General features: G+C 65.8%; 16 protein-coding genes. 7 read left to right on the top strand and 9 right to left on the bottom strand.

Annotated elements, in window-relative coordinates; genetic code table 11:
- Positions 1-22: 22 nt before the first annotated feature.
- Positions 23-1,399, bottom strand: a complete 1,377-nt coding sequence (locus ACFQVD_RS30535; RefSeq protein WP_343961256.1) for an FtsK/SpoIIIE domain-containing protein — start codon at positions 1,397-1,399, stop codon at positions 23-25.
- Positions 1,396-1,749, bottom strand: a complete 354-nt coding sequence (locus ACFQVD_RS30530; protein ID WP_343961258.1) for an SCO3933 family regulatory protein — start codon at positions 1,747-1,749, stop codon at positions 1,396-1,398. Before ACFQVD_RS30530 ends, ACFQVD_RS30535 begins: the two co-directional genes overlap by 4 nt.
- Positions 1,750-1,904: 155 nt before the next feature.
- On the opposite strand from ACFQVD_RS30530, the gene ACFQVD_RS30525 reads away from it, so the two are divergent.
- The 3 genes from ACFQVD_RS30525 (at position 1,905) to ACFQVD_RS30515 (ending at position 4,178) form a co-directional block, all read left to right on the top strand.
- Entirely contained in the window at positions 1,905-2,270 is a 366-nt protein-coding gene (locus ACFQVD_RS30525; protein ID WP_343961260.1) for a winged helix-turn-helix domain-containing protein, read from the top strand.
- Between the two features lie 565 nt (positions 2,271-2,835).
- Positions 2,836-3,588, top strand: coding sequence for an AAA family ATPase (locus ACFQVD_RS30520; protein WP_343961262.1), 753 nt, complete (start codon positions 2,836-2,838; stop codon positions 3,586-3,588).
- Positions 3,585-4,178 carry a guanylate kinase gene (locus ACFQVD_RS30515; RefSeq protein ID WP_343961264.1) on the top strand — a complete coding sequence of 198 codons (594 nt, stop codon included), beginning with the start codon at positions 3,585-3,587 and terminating at the stop codon, positions 4,176-4,178. The genes ACFQVD_RS30520 and ACFQVD_RS30515 overlap by 4 nt, the downstream gene beginning before the upstream one ends.
- Here the strand turns inward: ACFQVD_RS30515 and ACFQVD_RS30510 are convergent.
- A complete protein-coding gene (locus ACFQVD_RS30510; RefSeq protein ID WP_343961266.1) occupies positions 4,114-4,665 on the bottom strand; it encodes a hypothetical protein in 552 nt (183 codons plus the stop codon). The genes ACFQVD_RS30515 and ACFQVD_RS30510 overlap by 65 nt on opposite strands.
- Positions 4,666-5,135: 470 nt before the next feature.
- Positions 5,136-5,462: a hypothetical protein gene (locus ACFQVD_RS30505; RefSeq protein ID WP_343961268.1), complete on the bottom strand. Its 327-nt coding sequence runs from the start codon at positions 5,460-5,462 to the stop codon at positions 5,136-5,138.
- A gap of 261 nt (positions 5,463-5,723) precedes the next feature.
- On the opposite strand from ACFQVD_RS30505, the gene ACFQVD_RS30500 reads away from it, so the two are divergent.
- Positions 5,724-5,990 (top strand): winged helix-turn-helix domain-containing protein, encoded by a 267-nt coding sequence (locus ACFQVD_RS30500; RefSeq protein WP_343961270.1) that lies wholly within the window; start codon positions 5,724-5,726, stop codon positions 5,988-5,990.
- A gap of 394 nt (positions 5,991-6,384) precedes the next feature.
- Here ACFQVD_RS30500 and ACFQVD_RS30495 read toward each other — a convergent pair whose 3' ends face one another.
- Positions 6,385-6,606, bottom strand: coding sequence for a hypothetical protein (locus tag ACFQVD_RS30495; RefSeq protein WP_343961273.1), 222 nt, complete (start codon positions 6,604-6,606; stop codon positions 6,385-6,387).
- A gap of 246 nt (positions 6,607-6,852) precedes the next feature.
- Complete coding sequence (locus tag ACFQVD_RS30490) at positions 6,853-8,124, bottom strand: sigma-70 family RNA polymerase sigma factor (RefSeq protein ID WP_343961275.1); 1,272 nt, start codon at positions 8,122-8,124, stop codon at positions 6,853-6,855.
- Positions 8,125-8,848: 724 nt separating this feature from the next.
- On the opposite strand from ACFQVD_RS30490, the gene ACFQVD_RS30485 reads away from it, so the two are divergent.
- Complete coding sequence (locus tag ACFQVD_RS30485; protein WP_343961277.1) at positions 8,849-9,499, top strand: HAD family hydrolase; 651 nt, start codon at positions 8,849-8,851, stop codon at positions 9,497-9,499.
- 228 nt (positions 9,500-9,727) lie between these two features.
- Here ACFQVD_RS30485 and ACFQVD_RS30480 read toward each other — a convergent pair whose 3' ends face one another.
- The gene (locus ACFQVD_RS30480; RefSeq protein ID WP_343961279.1) at positions 9,728-10,660 is read right to left on the bottom strand and encodes a hypothetical protein; all 933 of its coding nucleotides are present in this window, start codon (positions 10,658-10,660) and stop codon (positions 9,728-9,730) included.
- Between the two features lie 1,183 nt (positions 10,661-11,843).
- Here ACFQVD_RS30480 and ACFQVD_RS30475 point away from each other — a divergent pair.
- On the top strand, positions 11,844-13,514 hold the full coding sequence (locus ACFQVD_RS30475; RefSeq protein ID WP_343961281.1) for a TROVE domain-containing protein: 1,671 nt from the start codon (positions 11,844-11,846) through the stop codon (positions 13,512-13,514).
- A 156-nt stretch (positions 13,515-13,670) separates the two neighbouring features.
- Here ACFQVD_RS30475 and ACFQVD_RS30470 read toward each other — a convergent pair whose 3' ends face one another.
- Positions 13,671-14,288, bottom strand: a complete 618-nt coding sequence (locus tag ACFQVD_RS30470) for a hypothetical protein (protein ID WP_343961283.1) — start codon at positions 14,286-14,288, stop codon at positions 13,671-13,673.
- Between the two features lie 193 nt (positions 14,289-14,481).
- Positions 14,482-15,237 carry a TetR/AcrR family transcriptional regulator gene (locus tag ACFQVD_RS30465; RefSeq protein ID WP_343961285.1) on the bottom strand — a complete coding sequence of 252 codons (756 nt, stop codon included), beginning with the start codon at positions 15,235-15,237 and terminating at the stop codon, positions 14,482-14,484.
- A gap of 124 nt (positions 15,238-15,361) precedes the next feature.
- On the opposite strand from ACFQVD_RS30465, the gene ACFQVD_RS30460 reads away from it, so the two are divergent.
- Positions 15,362-16,291, top strand: coding sequence for an ATP-binding cassette domain-containing protein (locus ACFQVD_RS30460; protein ID WP_343961287.1), 930 nt, complete (start codon positions 15,362-15,364; stop codon positions 16,289-16,291).

The following is a 16,291-nucleotide window of genomic DNA, read 5'->3' as shown; positions in this document are numbered from 1 at the left end:
CTCCCTTCCGAAATTGCGGAGGTCAGGCGATGAGTTCGGGGATGTCGTCGACGCTGGGCAGTTCGTGACCGAGACCGGAGGCGGCTACCTGGTTCCACGACGGCGCCATCTCGGCGTAGGTGTCCGCGGCCTGCTCTGCGGCGGTGGTGGAGACGTAGCCGGACCGCGCCCGGTACCACCGGCCGTCAGAACCGGTGATCACGGCCACCCCGGGCAGTTCCGGCGCGATGGACCGGGCGGCAACCAGGGCGTCGGGGTCGAGGTCGCCGAGCGTCATCACGGCGGTCTCGGGATCGTTGACCCGGTGGCAGACCCGTCCGCCGATCTGGGCGCGCAGCGCGGTCACGCCGGGACCGAGGTCGGAGCCGATCCGCTGGCCGGACAGGATCAGGTGGATGCCGAACGCGCGGCCGAGCTGGGCGATGCGCAGCAGCGCGGTAGCGGTACGGGTGACCTGATCTTTCTCGGCCTTGTCGGCGGTCAGATACAACTCGGCGAGTTCGTCGACCAGGACCACGACCGGGATCGGGCGGGAGGCGTCGGGGAGTTGCCAGATGTCGCGGACCCCGTAGCGGCGACAGGCCAGCATCCTCGCGCCCATCACCGCGATCAGGTCACCGAGCAGGTCGAGGCACTCGGCACGGGTCGTGGCCAGCGCGGTCAGCCGAGCGGCGTAGGCCGATAGCTCCACGCCGCCTTTGAGGTCGAAGCCGACCAGGGCGACCGGTTGCGGGGCCAGGCCGACGATGAGCGCGTTGATCAGGTTGGACTTGCCCGACTGAGTAGCACCGGCGTTCATCCAGTGCGAAATCAGGCGCAGGTCCATGCGCCAGGCCGCGCCGGTCTCCAGTACCCCGACGATGGGGCGGAGCAGGTCCTCGGCCCGCCAGCCGTCGCGCGGTTCGGTCGGAGGGGAGGCGGGGGCGACGTGGGTTAACGGGTCTTGGGTGATGCCTTGGAGGGTGACGCGGCCAGGGCGGGAGGCGACGACGCGAACGGCCTCGATGCGCCAGGCGTGCGCGAGCCGTTCACAGACCTTGGCGTAGTCGTCGGGCACCTGGCCGTCGAGGAGGTGGAAGGTGATGCGGAAGCCGTGCCGTACGGGCCGGGGCAGGCCCATCCACGGTTTGGTGTCGACGGCGACCCGCTGGAAGCGCCGCTTGACCTGTACGACGCCGGTCGAGGCGACCAGGCCGGGGACGGTGGTGAACCACCACCGGTGCCGCTTTTTGGTCAGCCCGCAGCCGGAGGCCACGTGCCGCCAGGACCAGCGCAGCCAGAGGGCTTTACGGGGGAAGACCAGGGCGTACCAGTAGGAGGTAGGAGCCCAGCGCCGCCAGGCCAGCAGCACGAGCACGACGGCGAGGACCTTGAACAGGGGGTGGTCGAGGGTGATCACAGGTCCGCCCCCATTCCGGCGGAGGTGGACAGGGAGGCGCCGACGGGGCGGAAGGAGGCGGCCCGGTAGGCGATGCCCCAGCGTCCGGCCTGCTCCCACACGTAGCCGACCAGGTCGACCGGGACGACCTCCTCACCGGGGGTGATCTGCGGCTCAGGGGTGGTGCTGACCTTGACCAGCTCCATGCGGCCAAGGTCGTCCTCGAACAGGAAGGTGAGTTCGTACATGACGTTGCCGTCCTTGTCGCGCTTGATCTCGCCGGTGTCCTTGTTGACCAGGCGAGGCTTGGCGGCCTTGACGCAGGTGATCTGGAGCTTGGTGACGTCGACGGGGATGGGGATGGCGCGCATGATCGTTCCTTTGCTAGCTGGAATGCTTAGGAGACATGGAACACTTGGAATTCTAAGTTGTCAATGAGTTCTTCGGCGGCTTGGTTGGTTTCTTTACGAGGGTGTGCTGAACTGACAGTTCATACAGTTATTGCGACTAGTCGAAACGAGTTCGGATGGTTGAGAAGACCGGCCAGCCGGCCTACTTGCAGATCGTCGACGAGCTGCGCGGCCAGATCCGTACCGGCTCACTCGCGCCCGGTACGGCGCTGCCCTCCATCGCCCAGCTGGGCGAACGCTTCGACGTCTCCGCCAGCGTGGTCAAGGCCGCCATCAGCGTGCTCCGCACCGAGGGACTGGTGATTGGCCAGCAGGGCAAGGGCGTGTTCGTCCGCCAACCCCCCGCCGAAACCCCCAGGCCCGAGGCGCCGGATGTGAACGCCGAGATCCTGGACCAGCTTGCCCAGACGCGCCAGAGCGTCAAGGAGCTGGGTGATCGACTCGCCGCTCTAGAGGCGGCAGTCTTCGCAAAGCCACAGTGATCTCGCCGATCCGGCATGCCAACTCGTCCAGCTCTGCCCGAATCGCGGCCAATTCCCAGCTGATCCGCTGTGGGTCGACGTTCACGGGTTCCTCCCTTGCTCTGCGGTGCGTTTCGCCTTTCGGGATGGCTTAAGTTCACCGTGAGCTGGGGGTTTCCGGTATCACACCGATCTAGTTAAGCTTCTTCAGTCCTCCTCAACACCCATTTACACAAGCGTTTTCATATGCACGACCGCACACCGCGTCACCTCCCCGAAGCGTGAAGGCGAAAGTATGCAACTGAAGACGACCCAGCGACCCGGCTGGACCCCCTCCCGCCTGCGGGAACACCGCGAAGCCCACGGCCTCACCCTGGAGAGCGCAGGCGAGCGCCTGCGCCAGGCAGCCGGCCGCCACGGCCTGAGCGTCCCGGCCGCCAACTTCCAAACGCTGTGGGGACATGAGCAAGGAACCGTGTTCCCCGGACCGCATTACCGGCGCGCTTACTGCCTGCTTTACCAGGCCACCGAACCCGAACTAGGGTTTCGCCCCCCTCTGCCCGGTGAATCACAGAAAGCGGAAATCGTGATTTCCGATTTGCCCACGCCCGCCGATCCCGCCGCCGACAACGCCGCCGCCCAGGTCATTGAGGAGACGTTCACCAAGGTCTCCGTCGGCGGCATCGAGCCGGGCAACTCCCCGCAAGCGCTGCTTCGTAACCGCGTGGTCGACGCCTGGCGCCGACGCCACGGCGGAGGCAGCCCCCGACCCATCCTCACCCTGGTCGGTGGGTACGCCGGATCGGGCAAGACCGAGTTCTCTCGCTTCCTGTCCGACATCACCGGGTGGGCGTTCCTGGACAAGGACTCCCTGACCCGCTCCATCGTCGAGCGGCTGCTTGTCTCTCTCGGAGGCGACCCCAACGACCGCCACACCGACCTATATCTCAAGGAGGTCCGCCCGCTGGAGTACCGGTGTCTGATGGAGACCGCGTGGGACAATCTCAACGTCGGCACCTCGGCCATCCTGGCGGCCCCGTTCATCGCCGAACTCAAGGACGAGGTGTGGTTCGCCCGGCTGGAGAACCGGTGCGCGGCTAAGGGGATCGATGTGGCGGCGATCTGGGTCCGCTGCGACCCCGAGTCGATGCGCGAGTACATCGAGTTCCGCGGAGCCGCCCGTGATGCGTGGAAGCTGAGCAACTGGACCGAGTACGCCGCAGGCTTGAACGTCGAGGCCAGCCCGCCCACCGCACACGTCACCATCGACAACCGACTCGGCGCCGCGATCAGCCTTGCCGACCAGACCCGCGAAGCCCTCAAACGGATTCTCGCGTGAGCCCGCAGGGAGTCGTCATCTACGGGCCGCCCGCCAGCGGCAAGGACACCATCACCGCCGCCCTCACCCGCCTGGATGCGCGGTTCACGTTGCTGCCCAAGCTCAAGGTCGGCACCGGCCGCGCCGACGGATATGAGTTCGTCAGCGCCGAGCACCTGGACAAGCTCCGCGACGCGGGCAGACTGGTCGCTGAAACCCACCGCTACGGCAACGTCTACGCCATCGACCGCCAGATGATCGAAGACCGCCACGCCGCCGGCTACGTCCCCGTCGTGCACATGGGCAACCTCAACGACCTGAGACGCCTCATCGGCCGAACCCCGGATTCCTGGCTCCGCGTGCTGCTGTGGGTCCCGCGCGAGGTCACCGAACAGCGATCCCGAAGCCGCGGTGACGTCGACACCCACAAGCGCCTGACCGCATGGGACGAGACACTCACCGACCTGGAGACGAGCACCGACGCCGGGTTCTTTCACCTACGCCTCCACACCGACCGTCTCGGAGTCGACGCCGCAGCACGCGAGATCAGGGGTGCCTACGATCGACTACGGCAGGCCGGGTGTCCTCAGTCGCAGGAGTGCCGCCCTTGAGCCGGGCCGCTACCTCGTCGGGGATCAGGTCCAGCCGCCACCAGGTACCGCACTGCCGACAACGGACACCATCGGGCAGGGGATTCGGGCGGCTCCACTCCACCTCATGGTGAAGGCAGTCAGCCCCGGTCGGGTAGCTGCGGGCGCACCGCTCAGCCGTGACCGATGACTCATCCGCCGTCACGATCAGCGGCGCGTCCCCCTGGGCGCGCCCGCAGTGCGGACACACCGGCGGTACATCGTTCAGCCGGTCCTCGATGCGTCGCTGTTCGTCGGCCAGCCGGATGAGTTCCTCGGCCGTTTCGGCGACCAGGTGCCCGGTGAGTCCGGCGAGCATCTCCTGTTCGGTCAGTACGAGTTCGGGGTCGCGGCGCGCGGAGAAGACACCCCACCCGCTCTGTTCGGTCTTCCACCCCTCGATCACCGGCCCAGCGCCCACCGCGGGCAGAGGCCAGGCTGGAAGCCGTTGAGCGAACCGTTCAGACATCGCGTCCTCATTCCCTTCCAGGCATGGCCGGTGGGGTGAGGCATGACGACGCACCCCTCCCAGGGCCAACACCGTCACGCCCGTTCATGGGTTCACCATCCCGCCCCGCTGTCCGTGGCCAGGCCAGAGCAGCACGGGGGAATGGTTGAACAGAGTGGTGATGAGAGAAGCGTCCGAGGTGAACGAGCAGGAAACCGTGAGAAGGAATGCCGGCGGTTTCCACCAGCAGCCGCTACTACCCAGTCGGTCGAGCTGGATGACCTGGCCCCACAGGAGGTCAACGACGCGATGTCCGCGCCCGTATTCATCACCCCGCACCGGGGTCATTCGGAACGGCTGGTCGTCATCACGCTCAAAGGCCAGAAGATGCCCCAGGCGGAGATCTTCCGCAGGCCGAACCCGTGCCCCGACAGCCACACCAGGCGAACGAACCGGCAGCACCAGCGACCCTGCGCATCCGTCAGGCGCTGTCATGACGGGTACGCCGCTCTCTGCTCCGGCTCCGGCAGCGGATGGATCTGCCGCAACTCCGCGTACCGCAGGGCGACGCGATGCGCGGCCTGGTTAGGTTCGGTCGCCGGGTGACGGGCGTAGACAGGGCGGTACTGGCGGGGGTTCCAGCCGGTACGCCACCAGAACTGATCCCCGCGGCACCACACGATCAGATCCACCCACACCGACACGAGCGCCAGCCCGTACCCGTCATGCACATCAGCAGTGATCCCGTACCGAGTCAGGGCCTCACGGAGCTCTTCGGCAGCCCTTACCGCTGTGTCGTCGGGGAAGGTCGCGGTCACGGCTCACTCCCTTCTCCACATCATTCGGCGAAAGCTCTTGGTAGGTGGACATCGGTGAGCGGAACCCGGAACCGTGTCCCTTGGCGCCCTCCAGCACCAGGGGACGGGACCGGTGTGGGGAAGCGGTCCCGAGCTGGCACGTAGGCCACCGCTCACCGATGCCATGGCCGCATCATAGACATACAATTCTATAGAACACCATAGAACACAGCAGTATGTTCCGCTGGAGTGCCCTCCGCTACGGGCTTCTACCGTGTGCTCATGACCGAGTTGCGCGATGATCTGCCCAGGTGGCGACAGGTACGAGACATCATCGTCAAGCGCATCGAGGCCGGCCAGTACAAGCCAGGCCAGCGCATCCCTTCAGTCGTCGACCTCACCCAAGAATTCGGCATCGCCACCCAGACCGCACAAAAGGTCATGAACGCCCTACGCAAGGACCGATGGATCCGCACCGAACGCGGCATGGGCAGCTTCGTCACCACCACCGAGGAACGCGCCCCAGAGCCCAAAGAGGCACCCGAGTAGCCACTACAGCCTCAAGATCACCGGAGCCCGCTCACTCAGGATGAGAACTTTCGATACGTCTTCAAGGGCGGTCCGCTCCGCGGCCCGCCCGGGCGCGCTGGTCGGCAAGCGTGCCCGGCTGCGGCTCTTCGGCCGGTCCGGGCACGCACCGCCCACGCGCCCGAGAAGTTGGCAGAAGCCGCCAGTTAAGGCCGTGACGATCGCTCACTTCGGCTCCCATCAGACGTGGTCGGGGCGATCGACTGCCGCGCGGCTTCCGGTGCTCGGGCCTGGCGGCCCTGTGCTCCGGGTCCGCTTGCCAACGGATGACGTGGTTGCACTTGACGTTTAATTGGTTGCCGTACGGCCCGTGCCCATCGCAAGACCGAGCCGCACCGCGTGCTCCTCTATGAGGCTATTCTCCGTTCGGCCGGTCCTGGGTGCCGCCGCTCGCCAAGAAGTGAGCCACGGCGAAAAAGAAGATCATGGCGCCAACGAATGCGCCGAAGCCGTACAAGATGGCGCCGGCAGGAGGAGCCCCCGCCAAGAACGACAGGACACCGGCATCGGACCCGACCACCACCGACGCAACGGCCATGACGGCGAACCAGAGGGTTCGCAACTCGGGCTTCTTCAAGCGTTCTCCCAGGTTAGAGCGGTGAGTATGAATGGGCCCCCGCGACCTGCATTGCTTTCTGGCATAGCGCTCCTTACGCCAGCTGGAGAGTATGCAACTATTTACCGTTTGGCGCAGGCCGCAATTAGAGCCACGGTGGGGCTGTACAAGACTGCGAGATTCGGAACTGCGGCAAACGACGCGTCCCGTTTGGGCTTCAGATCTAACGTGACACGCTACGAGGGATGCCGTTTGCGGCGCTTACCGCTAGGTCTCGTCGAAGTATTCCTCTGCGACCCGTCGGATCTGAGCCAGGCGCTTTGACACCGCGCTGTGGTTGGCGTAGCCGAGTATGTGGGCGATCTCGGTCTTCTTGGTCACCCCGCTGTTGAGCAGCACCACGATTTCTCGATTCCGGGCGTCCAGCAGTGCGAGGAAGTCGTTGGTGACGAGGTTGCCCAGCACCTCGCTCTCCGGCCCTTGAACCGGGGTGGTGTCGGTCAACTCGACGAACTTCACCGTGACCTTGCGTCGTTTGCCGTGCAGCTTGCGTTCGAAGTCTTCCCGTTCGTACGACCAGTGACTAGAGAAGTCGTCCTCGACCCGATGAGAGCGGACGGCGTCCAGAATGCTGCGAAGGCGGCCGGTCTGATCAGCGGCCTCCACAGTCTCGACGAGCGCGTCGTGGGCGTCGTCCTCGCCGAACCACAGGGGTCCACCCATCCGCGGGTTGCCGGCCACAGCACCGACAAGCACGCTGCCGTCCTCAAGGGTAACCGGACCGGGCGTCTTGCCCTTGTCCACCTCCGAGAAGTCACGCAGCCGGTCTTGGATGGTGGCGGTGATCGCAGGTACCCAGAAGTCCAGGTTGTGGGCTAGCAACCGGATCGGATCGTCAGCGGAGAACGCCTTCATCTTCGATCCCGATATCAGGTGAGGCCACACCGTCCACGCCCAGGCGCGGGCAAGCCTAGCTTCGAAGTCATACGGCAGGAAGTCGTCAACGCCCGCCCAGTCAGCCATGAACGGCCACTGACCACCACGCAGCAACGGTAGTCCAAACATGTCCAGGACGCGTTTAGACAGAAGGTGAAACAGCGGCGCGTACTCGAAGTACCGCGTCCGTGTCCGCGGCACGAACGTGATGTTGACATCGCCGAGGTCTGCAATCTCTGCCATCGGCTCCGGAAGGTCGTCCAATCGGAAGAAGCGGCGCCGGAACTGGGCCGCCTCCCACAGCATGTTCCACTGGCTCACGGCGCCCGTGAACTCCAAACTGATGGGATAGGGCATCGACAGCGTCACGTACTCTGACGGAGCCGGTTCGAGCGGACGGACCACGCCGCCGAACAGGAACCCGGCTGAGATGTTCCGCAGCTGCGGAAACTTCTCTGCAGTAGCCTCGACCTCAGGGAGGAATACGCTATCGCGGCGCCACGCTAGCAGCTCAGCCACGGTTGGCTCGCGCTCGTCGCCCACGTCGTCCTCCACGATCAACTTGTCCGTGCGTTGACCGGTCTGCTCTCTGATCTGAGTCATACCTACATCACGACAGTCGCTGCGGATACCGTTCCGAACATCGCGGCCGCGCCCGTCATCCTTTGTCCCCAATGGGGTAGCAGGGCGCTACTGAGCTGATCATGACCCTTGCTGTGCGGCACGGGAGTACAGCAATGCTGTCGTACTCCACCGTGCGAAAGCGAGCAGCAATCTGGCCTCTGAGCTGCGGGGCGAGGTCGTCACCAACGGTTGCGACGGTAGTTCGCATCGACGTGGCGACAGCCGTGACGGTCACAGACTTCGATGCCTGTTGATCATGGCCAAGACGATCGACGCCGAATCCCTCCTTCGCCGGACCTTGGCACCGGGTAACCATGCTGAGGTGACAGCAGCACTGACGGCTACGTCCCCGCACGCCGACGCATCCGCGCCACTGTCCACGCGCTCCTGACCACGGCCTCGATCAGCCGAACAGGGTGCTTGCTCCGTTTGGAAAGCGGACGGTCATGCTGCCGCAGGGCTTCCATTCCTCGGGGCCTGATGGCCCTGCGGTACGGTTCCCCTTGCCCTCGGGACGACGGGCGACGTACCGGCCGGGGTGCTCTGTACAGCAACAAGTACAGCAATGTCGCCTTACGCCAACACACGCCACCGGTCGGCTCCTACCACACGAGCGGGGCGAGGAGCCCTCTGCGTTCGGACTGGCTCCCGTTTGCAAGCGGGCACTCACGCCCATGCCGAAGCTCGATTAGAGTGATCCAACGTGCAACGGCTTGCACTCTTCGATCTGGACAATACGCTCGTGGACCTGGATGAGGCGTTCCGGACGTGGACCGCTGAGTTCGTTGACGACCACCGGCTTGAGCGTGAGGCGGTTGACTGGTTGCTCGCTCTCGATCAGGCAGGTTACCCGCATCGTGAGGTCTTCTTCGGCAAGGTTCGCGAGCACTTCGCTTTGCCCGAGCCAGTCGAGGAGTTGTGGGGTCGCTATCGCCAGCGCATGCCGTACCTGGTGCGCTGTCGGCCCGAGGTGATGGACGGACTGTCACGGCTCCGCGCGGCCGGGTGGAAGGTCGCCATCGTCACCAATGGGACGGCGGATAACCAGCTCGGCAAGATCCAGCGGACAGGACTAGCTGAGGCTGTCGACGCCTGCGCGCTCTCGGGGCTCGAAGGTATTCGTAAGCCTGACGTCGGCCTGTTCGAGATCGCGGCCAAGCGCTGTGGGGTGACCCTCGCGGCCGGGGGATGGATGATCGGTGATCACTTGGTCGCCGACATCGGCGGGGGACGGGCCGCCGGTCTCCGGACCGTTTGGATCGACCGGGGGACGTGGCCAGGCCAGGAGCACGAGGCGGATCACATCGTCACGGACGTGTTTCAGGCGATGGAGATCCTGCACGCGGTTTGGTGACCGATCCGGAGGCAGGGAAGATGCCAGGGTCAATCTTGCTAACGCGGGTGCTAACAACAGCTCGGGACGGGCCTGGACAACCATGGACCGAGAGACCTCGTGGAGCCCGTCCGACCAGGCCCGGATGACAGCCGTGGACGGTCCTGGACGGTCGTGATCTAACTCGTAATGAAGTGCTCTGGGGGTAGATGTCGCTCCGGGGCGTATGGGATCCGTGTCGTTGTGTTCCTACCGGGTCGGTGTGAAGGACGAGATGACCAGCCAGACGGTGGTGGCCGCGACCACGGTTGCGATGGCGAGATGCTTCGCCTGTCCGGGAATCGTGTTCTTCGATCGTTCGCGGATCATGTGTCGCGCCAGGCGGGTGGTTTCGGCCCAGGAGATCCGCTGCCGGGGGCTCCAGGCGGTCGACGCGACGAGGACGGCCGCGAGAAGCAGCGGCCACCGGACCGAATCGACGAGAGATGTCTGGAAGTCGTCGTCGTACCAGCGGACGTACGACACGACGTCGAGGAGCGGGAAGAGGAGGAGAACCGCCGCGGCCGTGGTGCCGGCCGGCCGTTCCCAGCGGGTGGAAGCCGCTGCCGCCAACGCGACGAGGACGACCGGCAGGCCGATCCTGTCAGCATCGCAGGACCACTGGGCGAGGTCGTCCCAGAACGACTCCGGAGCCTCGATGCGGGTGTAGACGACCATGAGGAACCTGTCGTACGTGACCGTGAAGCGGTGGAATGCCGCCGTCCACGCCGCGGCACCGACGGCGGCCGCCCACAGGACGATCCCGTGCCATCTCCGGGGCAGCGGTGACCGGGCCGTCAGGAACAGTGCCCCCGCGGCCACCGGGTAGCAGACGATCAAGGGCCAGGGCGGCACGGCCACCCGTTCCTGTCCGGTGCACGGGTCGGGACCCGGCAGGAGAAACGCGATGAGGAGCCCGAACGCGAGTACGGCGCCGAGCGCGGCGACCGCCGTGAGCGTGGCCCGACGTGACCCGCGCAGGAGGAGGCCCGCCACGACGACCGGCAGCAGGAGAACTGCCCAGAACAGCAGCTCTCCCGGCACGTTCTCCAGCGCGTAAGGCCCCTCCGGCAGGTCGGAGCCCGTCGCGGAACAGAACCAGCCGACGCCCTGCCTGCCGACTCCGAAACTCGTCAGGATCACCGGCCCTGACACCGCCAGAACCGCACCACAGCGCAGCACCGCTGCCCTCGGGGATCGCACTTCTGAGTCGGGTTCCTGTGTCACGGCCCCCTCTTCCGGAAACGATCAACTCGGGCGAGGGTAGCGGATGACCGCCGACTGAGCGGGAGGCCGGCTTTCTTCGGCTATCCCGCCCCCTTGTAATCAGGCTCCCGGGATCGGTGCCGAACGCCCATGCCACCGCGTCGAAGCCCGGCAGGTTTGACCATGTCAGGCAGGTGGGGCCCTCGGCGAACCAGGCTGAGATGAGCGCACCGTAATGTCAAAGGTGGGCGTTATGCAGTGGGAACGGATGGACCGTCGAGAAGCTGCACCGCGAAAGCTTGAACGCCCTGGGACATCGTTTGACGGGCTGAGTATCACGCGATGACATCCACGACGTTCCTGGAGAGATGTCCCCTCGCCGCCTCAGGAGCGTCAGGTCATCGCTGGGGGTGATTGCGTGACATTTCACGTGGTGCTGGAAATACAGATGTGATGGACCGCCCTGCCCGGTAACATCGCATGCAGTTCATCGGGCCTGGAGTTGGTGCGGGTGGAAGGACATCGGTTGTCTCTTGCAAAGATTCTCCGATTTCTATCCTGTGCCCGCGCCTTTTCCTGACCCAGTGGGCTGGTCAGGTCTGGTGTTGGCACGGGTCGAAGCTTGTCGGTTATCCACTGTTAATGGGGCGGTTGCGGGTTCGAGTCCCGCCGCAGGTTTCGGCCTGTGTAGCTCAATCGGCAGAGCACCAAAAATACCGGTGAGCGTCCCCATATCCGTGCCTTCACCCGATCTGATCGTTCGTCAGTCCTGTCGGCGGTGCGGGTCGAATCTCGATCGGTTATCGCCTTCCAAGCGGGTGACACAGGTTCGAATCCTGTCGGGCCGACCACGTCGGCCTGTCGTCTAGCGGCCCAAGACACCTAAACGCCGGTCGGAATCCCCATATCCGCACCACCGGCAGGGCTGACGAGCAGGGGAGCGGGTCGAAGAACGTCGGTTATCGGAACAATTTGTCGCGGGTTCGAATCCCGTCGCCGTGGTCTGGCTGCGGTGTAGCTCAGCCTGGTAGAGCGATTGTCAAACCCCGGCGCTCATCACCACATCCGCTCCCCTTTCGCATATCCGCTCACGGGCGGGTCGAACAAGAGGGAGAGCACCATGGCACGTGATCCGCTCGCGGGGATCTCCACGATCGCAACCCCGCAGACGCAGCGCATCCCCGGCCGCACCGACCAGGTCCTCAACAACGCCGGCGGCTACGTGTTCGCCAAGGACACCTGGAACCGGCTGGAGGACTTCCTGATCCTCGGCACCACGGGCGGTGCGTACTACGTGGGCGAGGACAAGCTGACCGCGGACAACGCCGACGTCCTGTTCGCCGCGATCAGCGAGGACGGGCCGCGCGTCGTCGACCTCATCGTGGCCATCTCCACCGCCCAGCCGCCCCGGGCGCCGAAGCCCCACCCGGCCGTCTTCGCTCTCGCCGCCGCGTTCGCCCGCGGCGACCTCGACACCCGCCAGGCCGTCAAGGCCGCGTTGCCGTTGGTGGTGCGGACCACGGATCATCTGGCGATGTTCGTCGGCTACCTGAAGAACCTCGGCGGCAAGGCGTCCCGTAACGGGTCCGGCCTGGTCGTGGGCCGCGCCCTGCGGACGGCGCTCGCGTCGTGGTTCCTGCGGGACGAGCCTGACAACGTGGCGTTCCGGGCGTGCAAGGCGATGCAGCGCAAGACACCGCAGGGTGAGGCGCTCGCACTGCGGGACGTGCTGCGTATCGCCCATCCCAAGGCCGACACAGCACAGCACAAGGCGCTGTTCGGGTGGATCGCCGGCAACGTCACCGACGATCAGGCGCGCGAGGTACTGCCCGCGGTGGACCGGTTCCTCACCGCGAAGGCCGTCACGTCCGTGGACGAGGCGATCCGTGTGGTGGGCGAGCTGCGAGTGCCGTGGGAGTTCCTTCCGGACGCGATGCTGCGCGAGCCCGCGGTGTGGGAGACGCTGGTCGACACAGTCGGCATGACCGCGCTGATTCGCAACCTCGCCCGCATGACGCGGCTTGGCGCGCTCAAGCCGATGGGTGACGCCACCGGCCGAGCGGTCGCGCGCCTCACGAACAGGGAGGCGATCGTTAGGGCGCGGATCCACCCGATGGACGCCTGGCTGGCCATGCGCGTCTACGCGTCCGGCACCGCCCAGCCGAACCCGCGCGCCGAGGTGCAGACGTGGAAGCCCGTCCCGGCGATCCTCGACGCGTTGGAGGAGACCTATGAGTTGGCATTCGGCTCGGTTGAGCCGTCCGGTAAGCGGCTCCTGGTGGCAGTCGACTCCTCGGGGTCGATGAGCGGCGGCTGGGGCGGACGCCTCACGGTGGGCGGATCTCCGCTCGGCGCCCCCTACGAGGTGGGGTGCGCCATGGCGGTCATGCTGGCCCGTATCGAGAAGGGCAACGTCCACGTCATCGACGTCGACACATCCGTCCACGCCTCGAAGGTGACGCCCCGCACGAACCTGCGGGAGATCGCCTCCTGGCGGCCCTCGGGTGGCGGTACGAACCTCGCGCTGCCGTTCGATTGGGCACGGCAGGAGCAGTTGAACGTGGACGGCATTGTGGTCTTCACCGACAGCGAGACGTGGGCGGGTCGCTCTCACGCCTCCCAGTCGCTCACCGCGTACCGCAAGGCCGTCAACCGGCAGGCGTGTGTCGTGGTCGCCGCGATGACCGCCGCCGGCCACACGATCGGCGACCCGAACGACGCGGGTGTGCTGAACATAGGAGGCCTGGACGCGTCGCTGCCGATGGTCGTGAACGGTTTTATCCGGGGCTGATCAGAGGGCGCGCGAGGGGTGAAGGCATGTCCCTCGCGCGCTCGTCAGACAAAAAATCGATTTCCTGCAACGAAGGCCCCCGACCGCAGGTGTTGGGGGAGCCCAAGGGCGGTGGCACCCGAGTCCGCGTGAACGTGTTCGCACGGACCCCGGCGATCACTTCAAGGTCTTCTTGTACGCGGCGGCGGCTGCCTTGACGGCACTGGTGGCCGTCTGCGGATCGAACATGCTGTAGACCTTGATCTGTAGGTCTTCGCGTTCGGTGAACGGCCACTCCCCGCCGTTGTCGGGATCCCACCTGCGTAAGCTCTGATTCTCTTCGCACTTCAGGAGAAGCGTTTCACAGCCGCCTGCGACGACTTTCCAGTTGTGGAATCTCGCCCCGCATGCCGGGCGTTCTGTGAAAACCCAGTCGATGACATAGTTCCGAGGCCATTTTTCCGCTTTCCGTAGAGCGGCGAAATCCGTGTTGTGCTCGAAGAGCTGGTACTCCGAGTGGCTGGTGTTGAGTGTGATCTGCCGACCGTAGACGCCGACGTCCTGTTTGAACTGCACACCGAGGCTGGGCGCCGTGATTATCAGGTCAGGGTAGTCGTTCGCCGAGTAACAGTCGACGACCTTGCCCTCGTCGTCCATGCCGCGCCGACGCGTCAGGTGGAAGGTCGCAACGTTCTGCCCAGGCGTGATATGCGGATTATTGGCACGGAATTGCGCCGCGACAGTCGTTCGGGGATCGATGCCGTACTGGTCGACCGGAATGGTTTCTTTAATCATGTACGCTCCCGCGCCGGGGTGGTGTCGTCGCACTCGAACGCTACGGCTCGGTTCGTATCCTGTCGAGGCTGGACTTTTCTCCACCGAGCGGCTAGACGGGAAGGCGATCGTCGCTCGGCCTCCTCGGGTTATCTGCTTTTCGAAAACCGGATTCGCCGACCCGACGGAAAGAACAGATCCGAGCGGTTTGGCACTACCCCTGTCCCGTGGTTCTGCGCTCGATGAAGGCGGCCACGCCGTCCAGGTACAGGCCCAGGCTGAACTCGAACTCCCCTTCGACCTCCTCGTCGTAGGGGACCTCGTTCTCGAAGACGCCGGCGGCGATCACCTTGCTCAGTGCGGGAAACCGCTGCGCGTCCACCACCCGCGCCAGTGCCATGCCGTACTGACGGCCGAAGGCCTGCGGGTTCTTCGCGTAACTCCTGGACAGGTCGATGCTCAGCCGGAGCTCGCCGTGCACTAAGGTCAGCAGGCCCATCACGACGCCGACCTTCTCCTCCTCGCTGAGGTCGGTGCCGCCCAACGCGCGCAACGCGCAGTCGAACCAGCGGATGCTGTTGGGCCCCAGCGGTGGCCCGCTGATCGGGATCTGCGCGGTCCACGGGTGCTGTCGTGTCACCTCCAGCAGGCCCCGTGCCCACAGCGTCAGCCCGGTCCGCCAGTCCACGTCGTCCGGCAGGTCCGGTGGCCCGTCCGGAACCGCGTCCGACATCAGCAGGAGAAGCTCGTCCTTGCTCTTCACGTAGCGGTACAGCGCCATCGTGGCGTTGCCGAGCTGGGCGGCGACTCTGGACATCGACACCGCGGCCAGCCCCTCCGCGTCCGCCACCTCGATCGCGGCCCGGGTGATGTCGGCGACCGTGAGGGACGGTTTGCGCCCACGCCGCACCGTCTCGCGCAACCCCCAGAGCAGGGTCATCTCGGCGGGCAGTTCGATCTCGTCGGTCATCCGGTCCCTCTCCTCGCGAACACGGAAACAGTCTAGGAACACCCCTTCCAGGCTCCGATGCGTATGAGTTACGCTTTTAGGCGTATCTCATACGCAATAACACCGTCACCCCCGAGGAGCGAGAGTGATCGTCGAGGCGACCGGCCTGCACAAGGCCTTTGGGCCCGCCAAGGTTCTGGACGGAGTGGACCTGCACGTCGCGGAGGGCACGGTCTTCGCGCTGCTGGGTCCGAATGGCGCGGGGAAGACCACCACCGTCCGCATCCTGACCACGCTGTCGCGGCCCGACCGCGGCAGCGTGCGGGTCGCCGGATACGACGTCGTGCGCGAAGCGACCAAGGTGCGCGGCGTCATCAGCCTGACCGGTCAGTCCGTCGCGCTGGACGACCAGCAGACCGGCTGGGAGAACCTGGTCATGATCGGCCGCCTGATGCACCTGGGCAGACCCGCCGCCAGTCGTCGTGCCACGGACCTCCTGGAGAGGTTCGACCTGGTGGACGCCATGAAAAGGCGGGTGAAGACCTACTCCGGCGGGATGCGCCGACGGCTGGACCTGGCGATGAGCCTGGTCTCGCAGCCGAGGGTGATCTTCCTGGACGAGCCGACCACCGGCCTCGACCCGTCCAGCCGGACGACGATGTGGGACGCCATCAAGGAGCTGGTCTCGTCGGGGACGACGATCGTCCTCACCACGCAGTACCTGGAGGAGGCGGACCGGCTGGCCGACCGGATCGTACTGATCAACGGCGGCAGGGTCGCCGCGTCCGGCACGGCCGACGCGCTGAAGTCCCAGGTGGGCGGGGAGCGACTCGATCTGCGGTTCGCGGCGGAGGCCGACCTGGCCCGTGCCGCCGCGCTGTTCGACGTGCCGCGCGGCACCGACCCGCTCGTGCTGGGGGTCCCGTCCGACGGCAGTGCGGAGCACCTGCACCGGGTGCTGGACGACCTGCGGATCGCGGGCGTGCCGGTGGCCAGGGTGTCATCGCACCGGCCGACGTTGGACGACGTCTTCCTGTCCCTGACCGCCACCGGTCGGACCTCGGTCCAGGTCTGA

This window comes from Streptosporangium amethystogenes subsp. fukuiense, from assembly GCF_042665875.1.
GTDB lineage: Bacteria > Actinomycetota > Actinomycetes > Streptosporangiales > Streptosporangiaceae > Streptosporangium > Streptosporangium fukuiense.
Note: the sequence above shows the minus strand (reverse complement) of the source record. Positions and strands in the feature narration are given on the sequence as shown.

Coding starts and splice junctions, on each gene's coding strand:
- ACFQVD_RS30525 (WP_343961260.1), top strand. CDS start 1,905: ATGGTTGAGAAGACCGGCCAGCCGGCCTACTTGCAGATCGTCGACGAG.
- ACFQVD_RS30500 (WP_343961270.1), top strand. CDS start 5,724: ATGACCGAGTTGCGCGATGATCTGCCCAGGTGGCGACAGGTACGAGAC.
- ACFQVD_RS30475 (WP_343961281.1), top strand. CDS start 11,844: ATGGCACGTGATCCGCTCGCGGGGATCTCCACGATCGCAACCCCGCAG.
- ACFQVD_RS30470 (WP_343961283.1), bottom strand. CDS start 14,288: ATGATTAAAGAAACCATTCCGGTCGACCAGTACGGCATCGATCCCCGA.
- ACFQVD_RS30530 (WP_343961258.1), bottom strand. CDS start 1,749: ATGCGCGCCATCCCCATCCCCGTCGACGTCACCAAGCTCCAGATCACC.
- ACFQVD_RS30465 (WP_343961285.1), bottom strand. CDS start 15,237: ATGACCGACGAGATCGAACTGCCCGCCGAGATGACCCTGCTCTGGGGG.
- ACFQVD_RS30510 (WP_343961266.1), bottom strand. CDS start 4,665: ATGTCTGAACGGTTCGCTCAACGGCTTCCAGCCTGGCCTCTGCCCGCG.
- ACFQVD_RS30490 (WP_343961275.1), bottom strand. CDS start 8,124: ATGACTCAGATCAGAGAGCAGACCGGTCAACGCACGGACAAGTTGATC.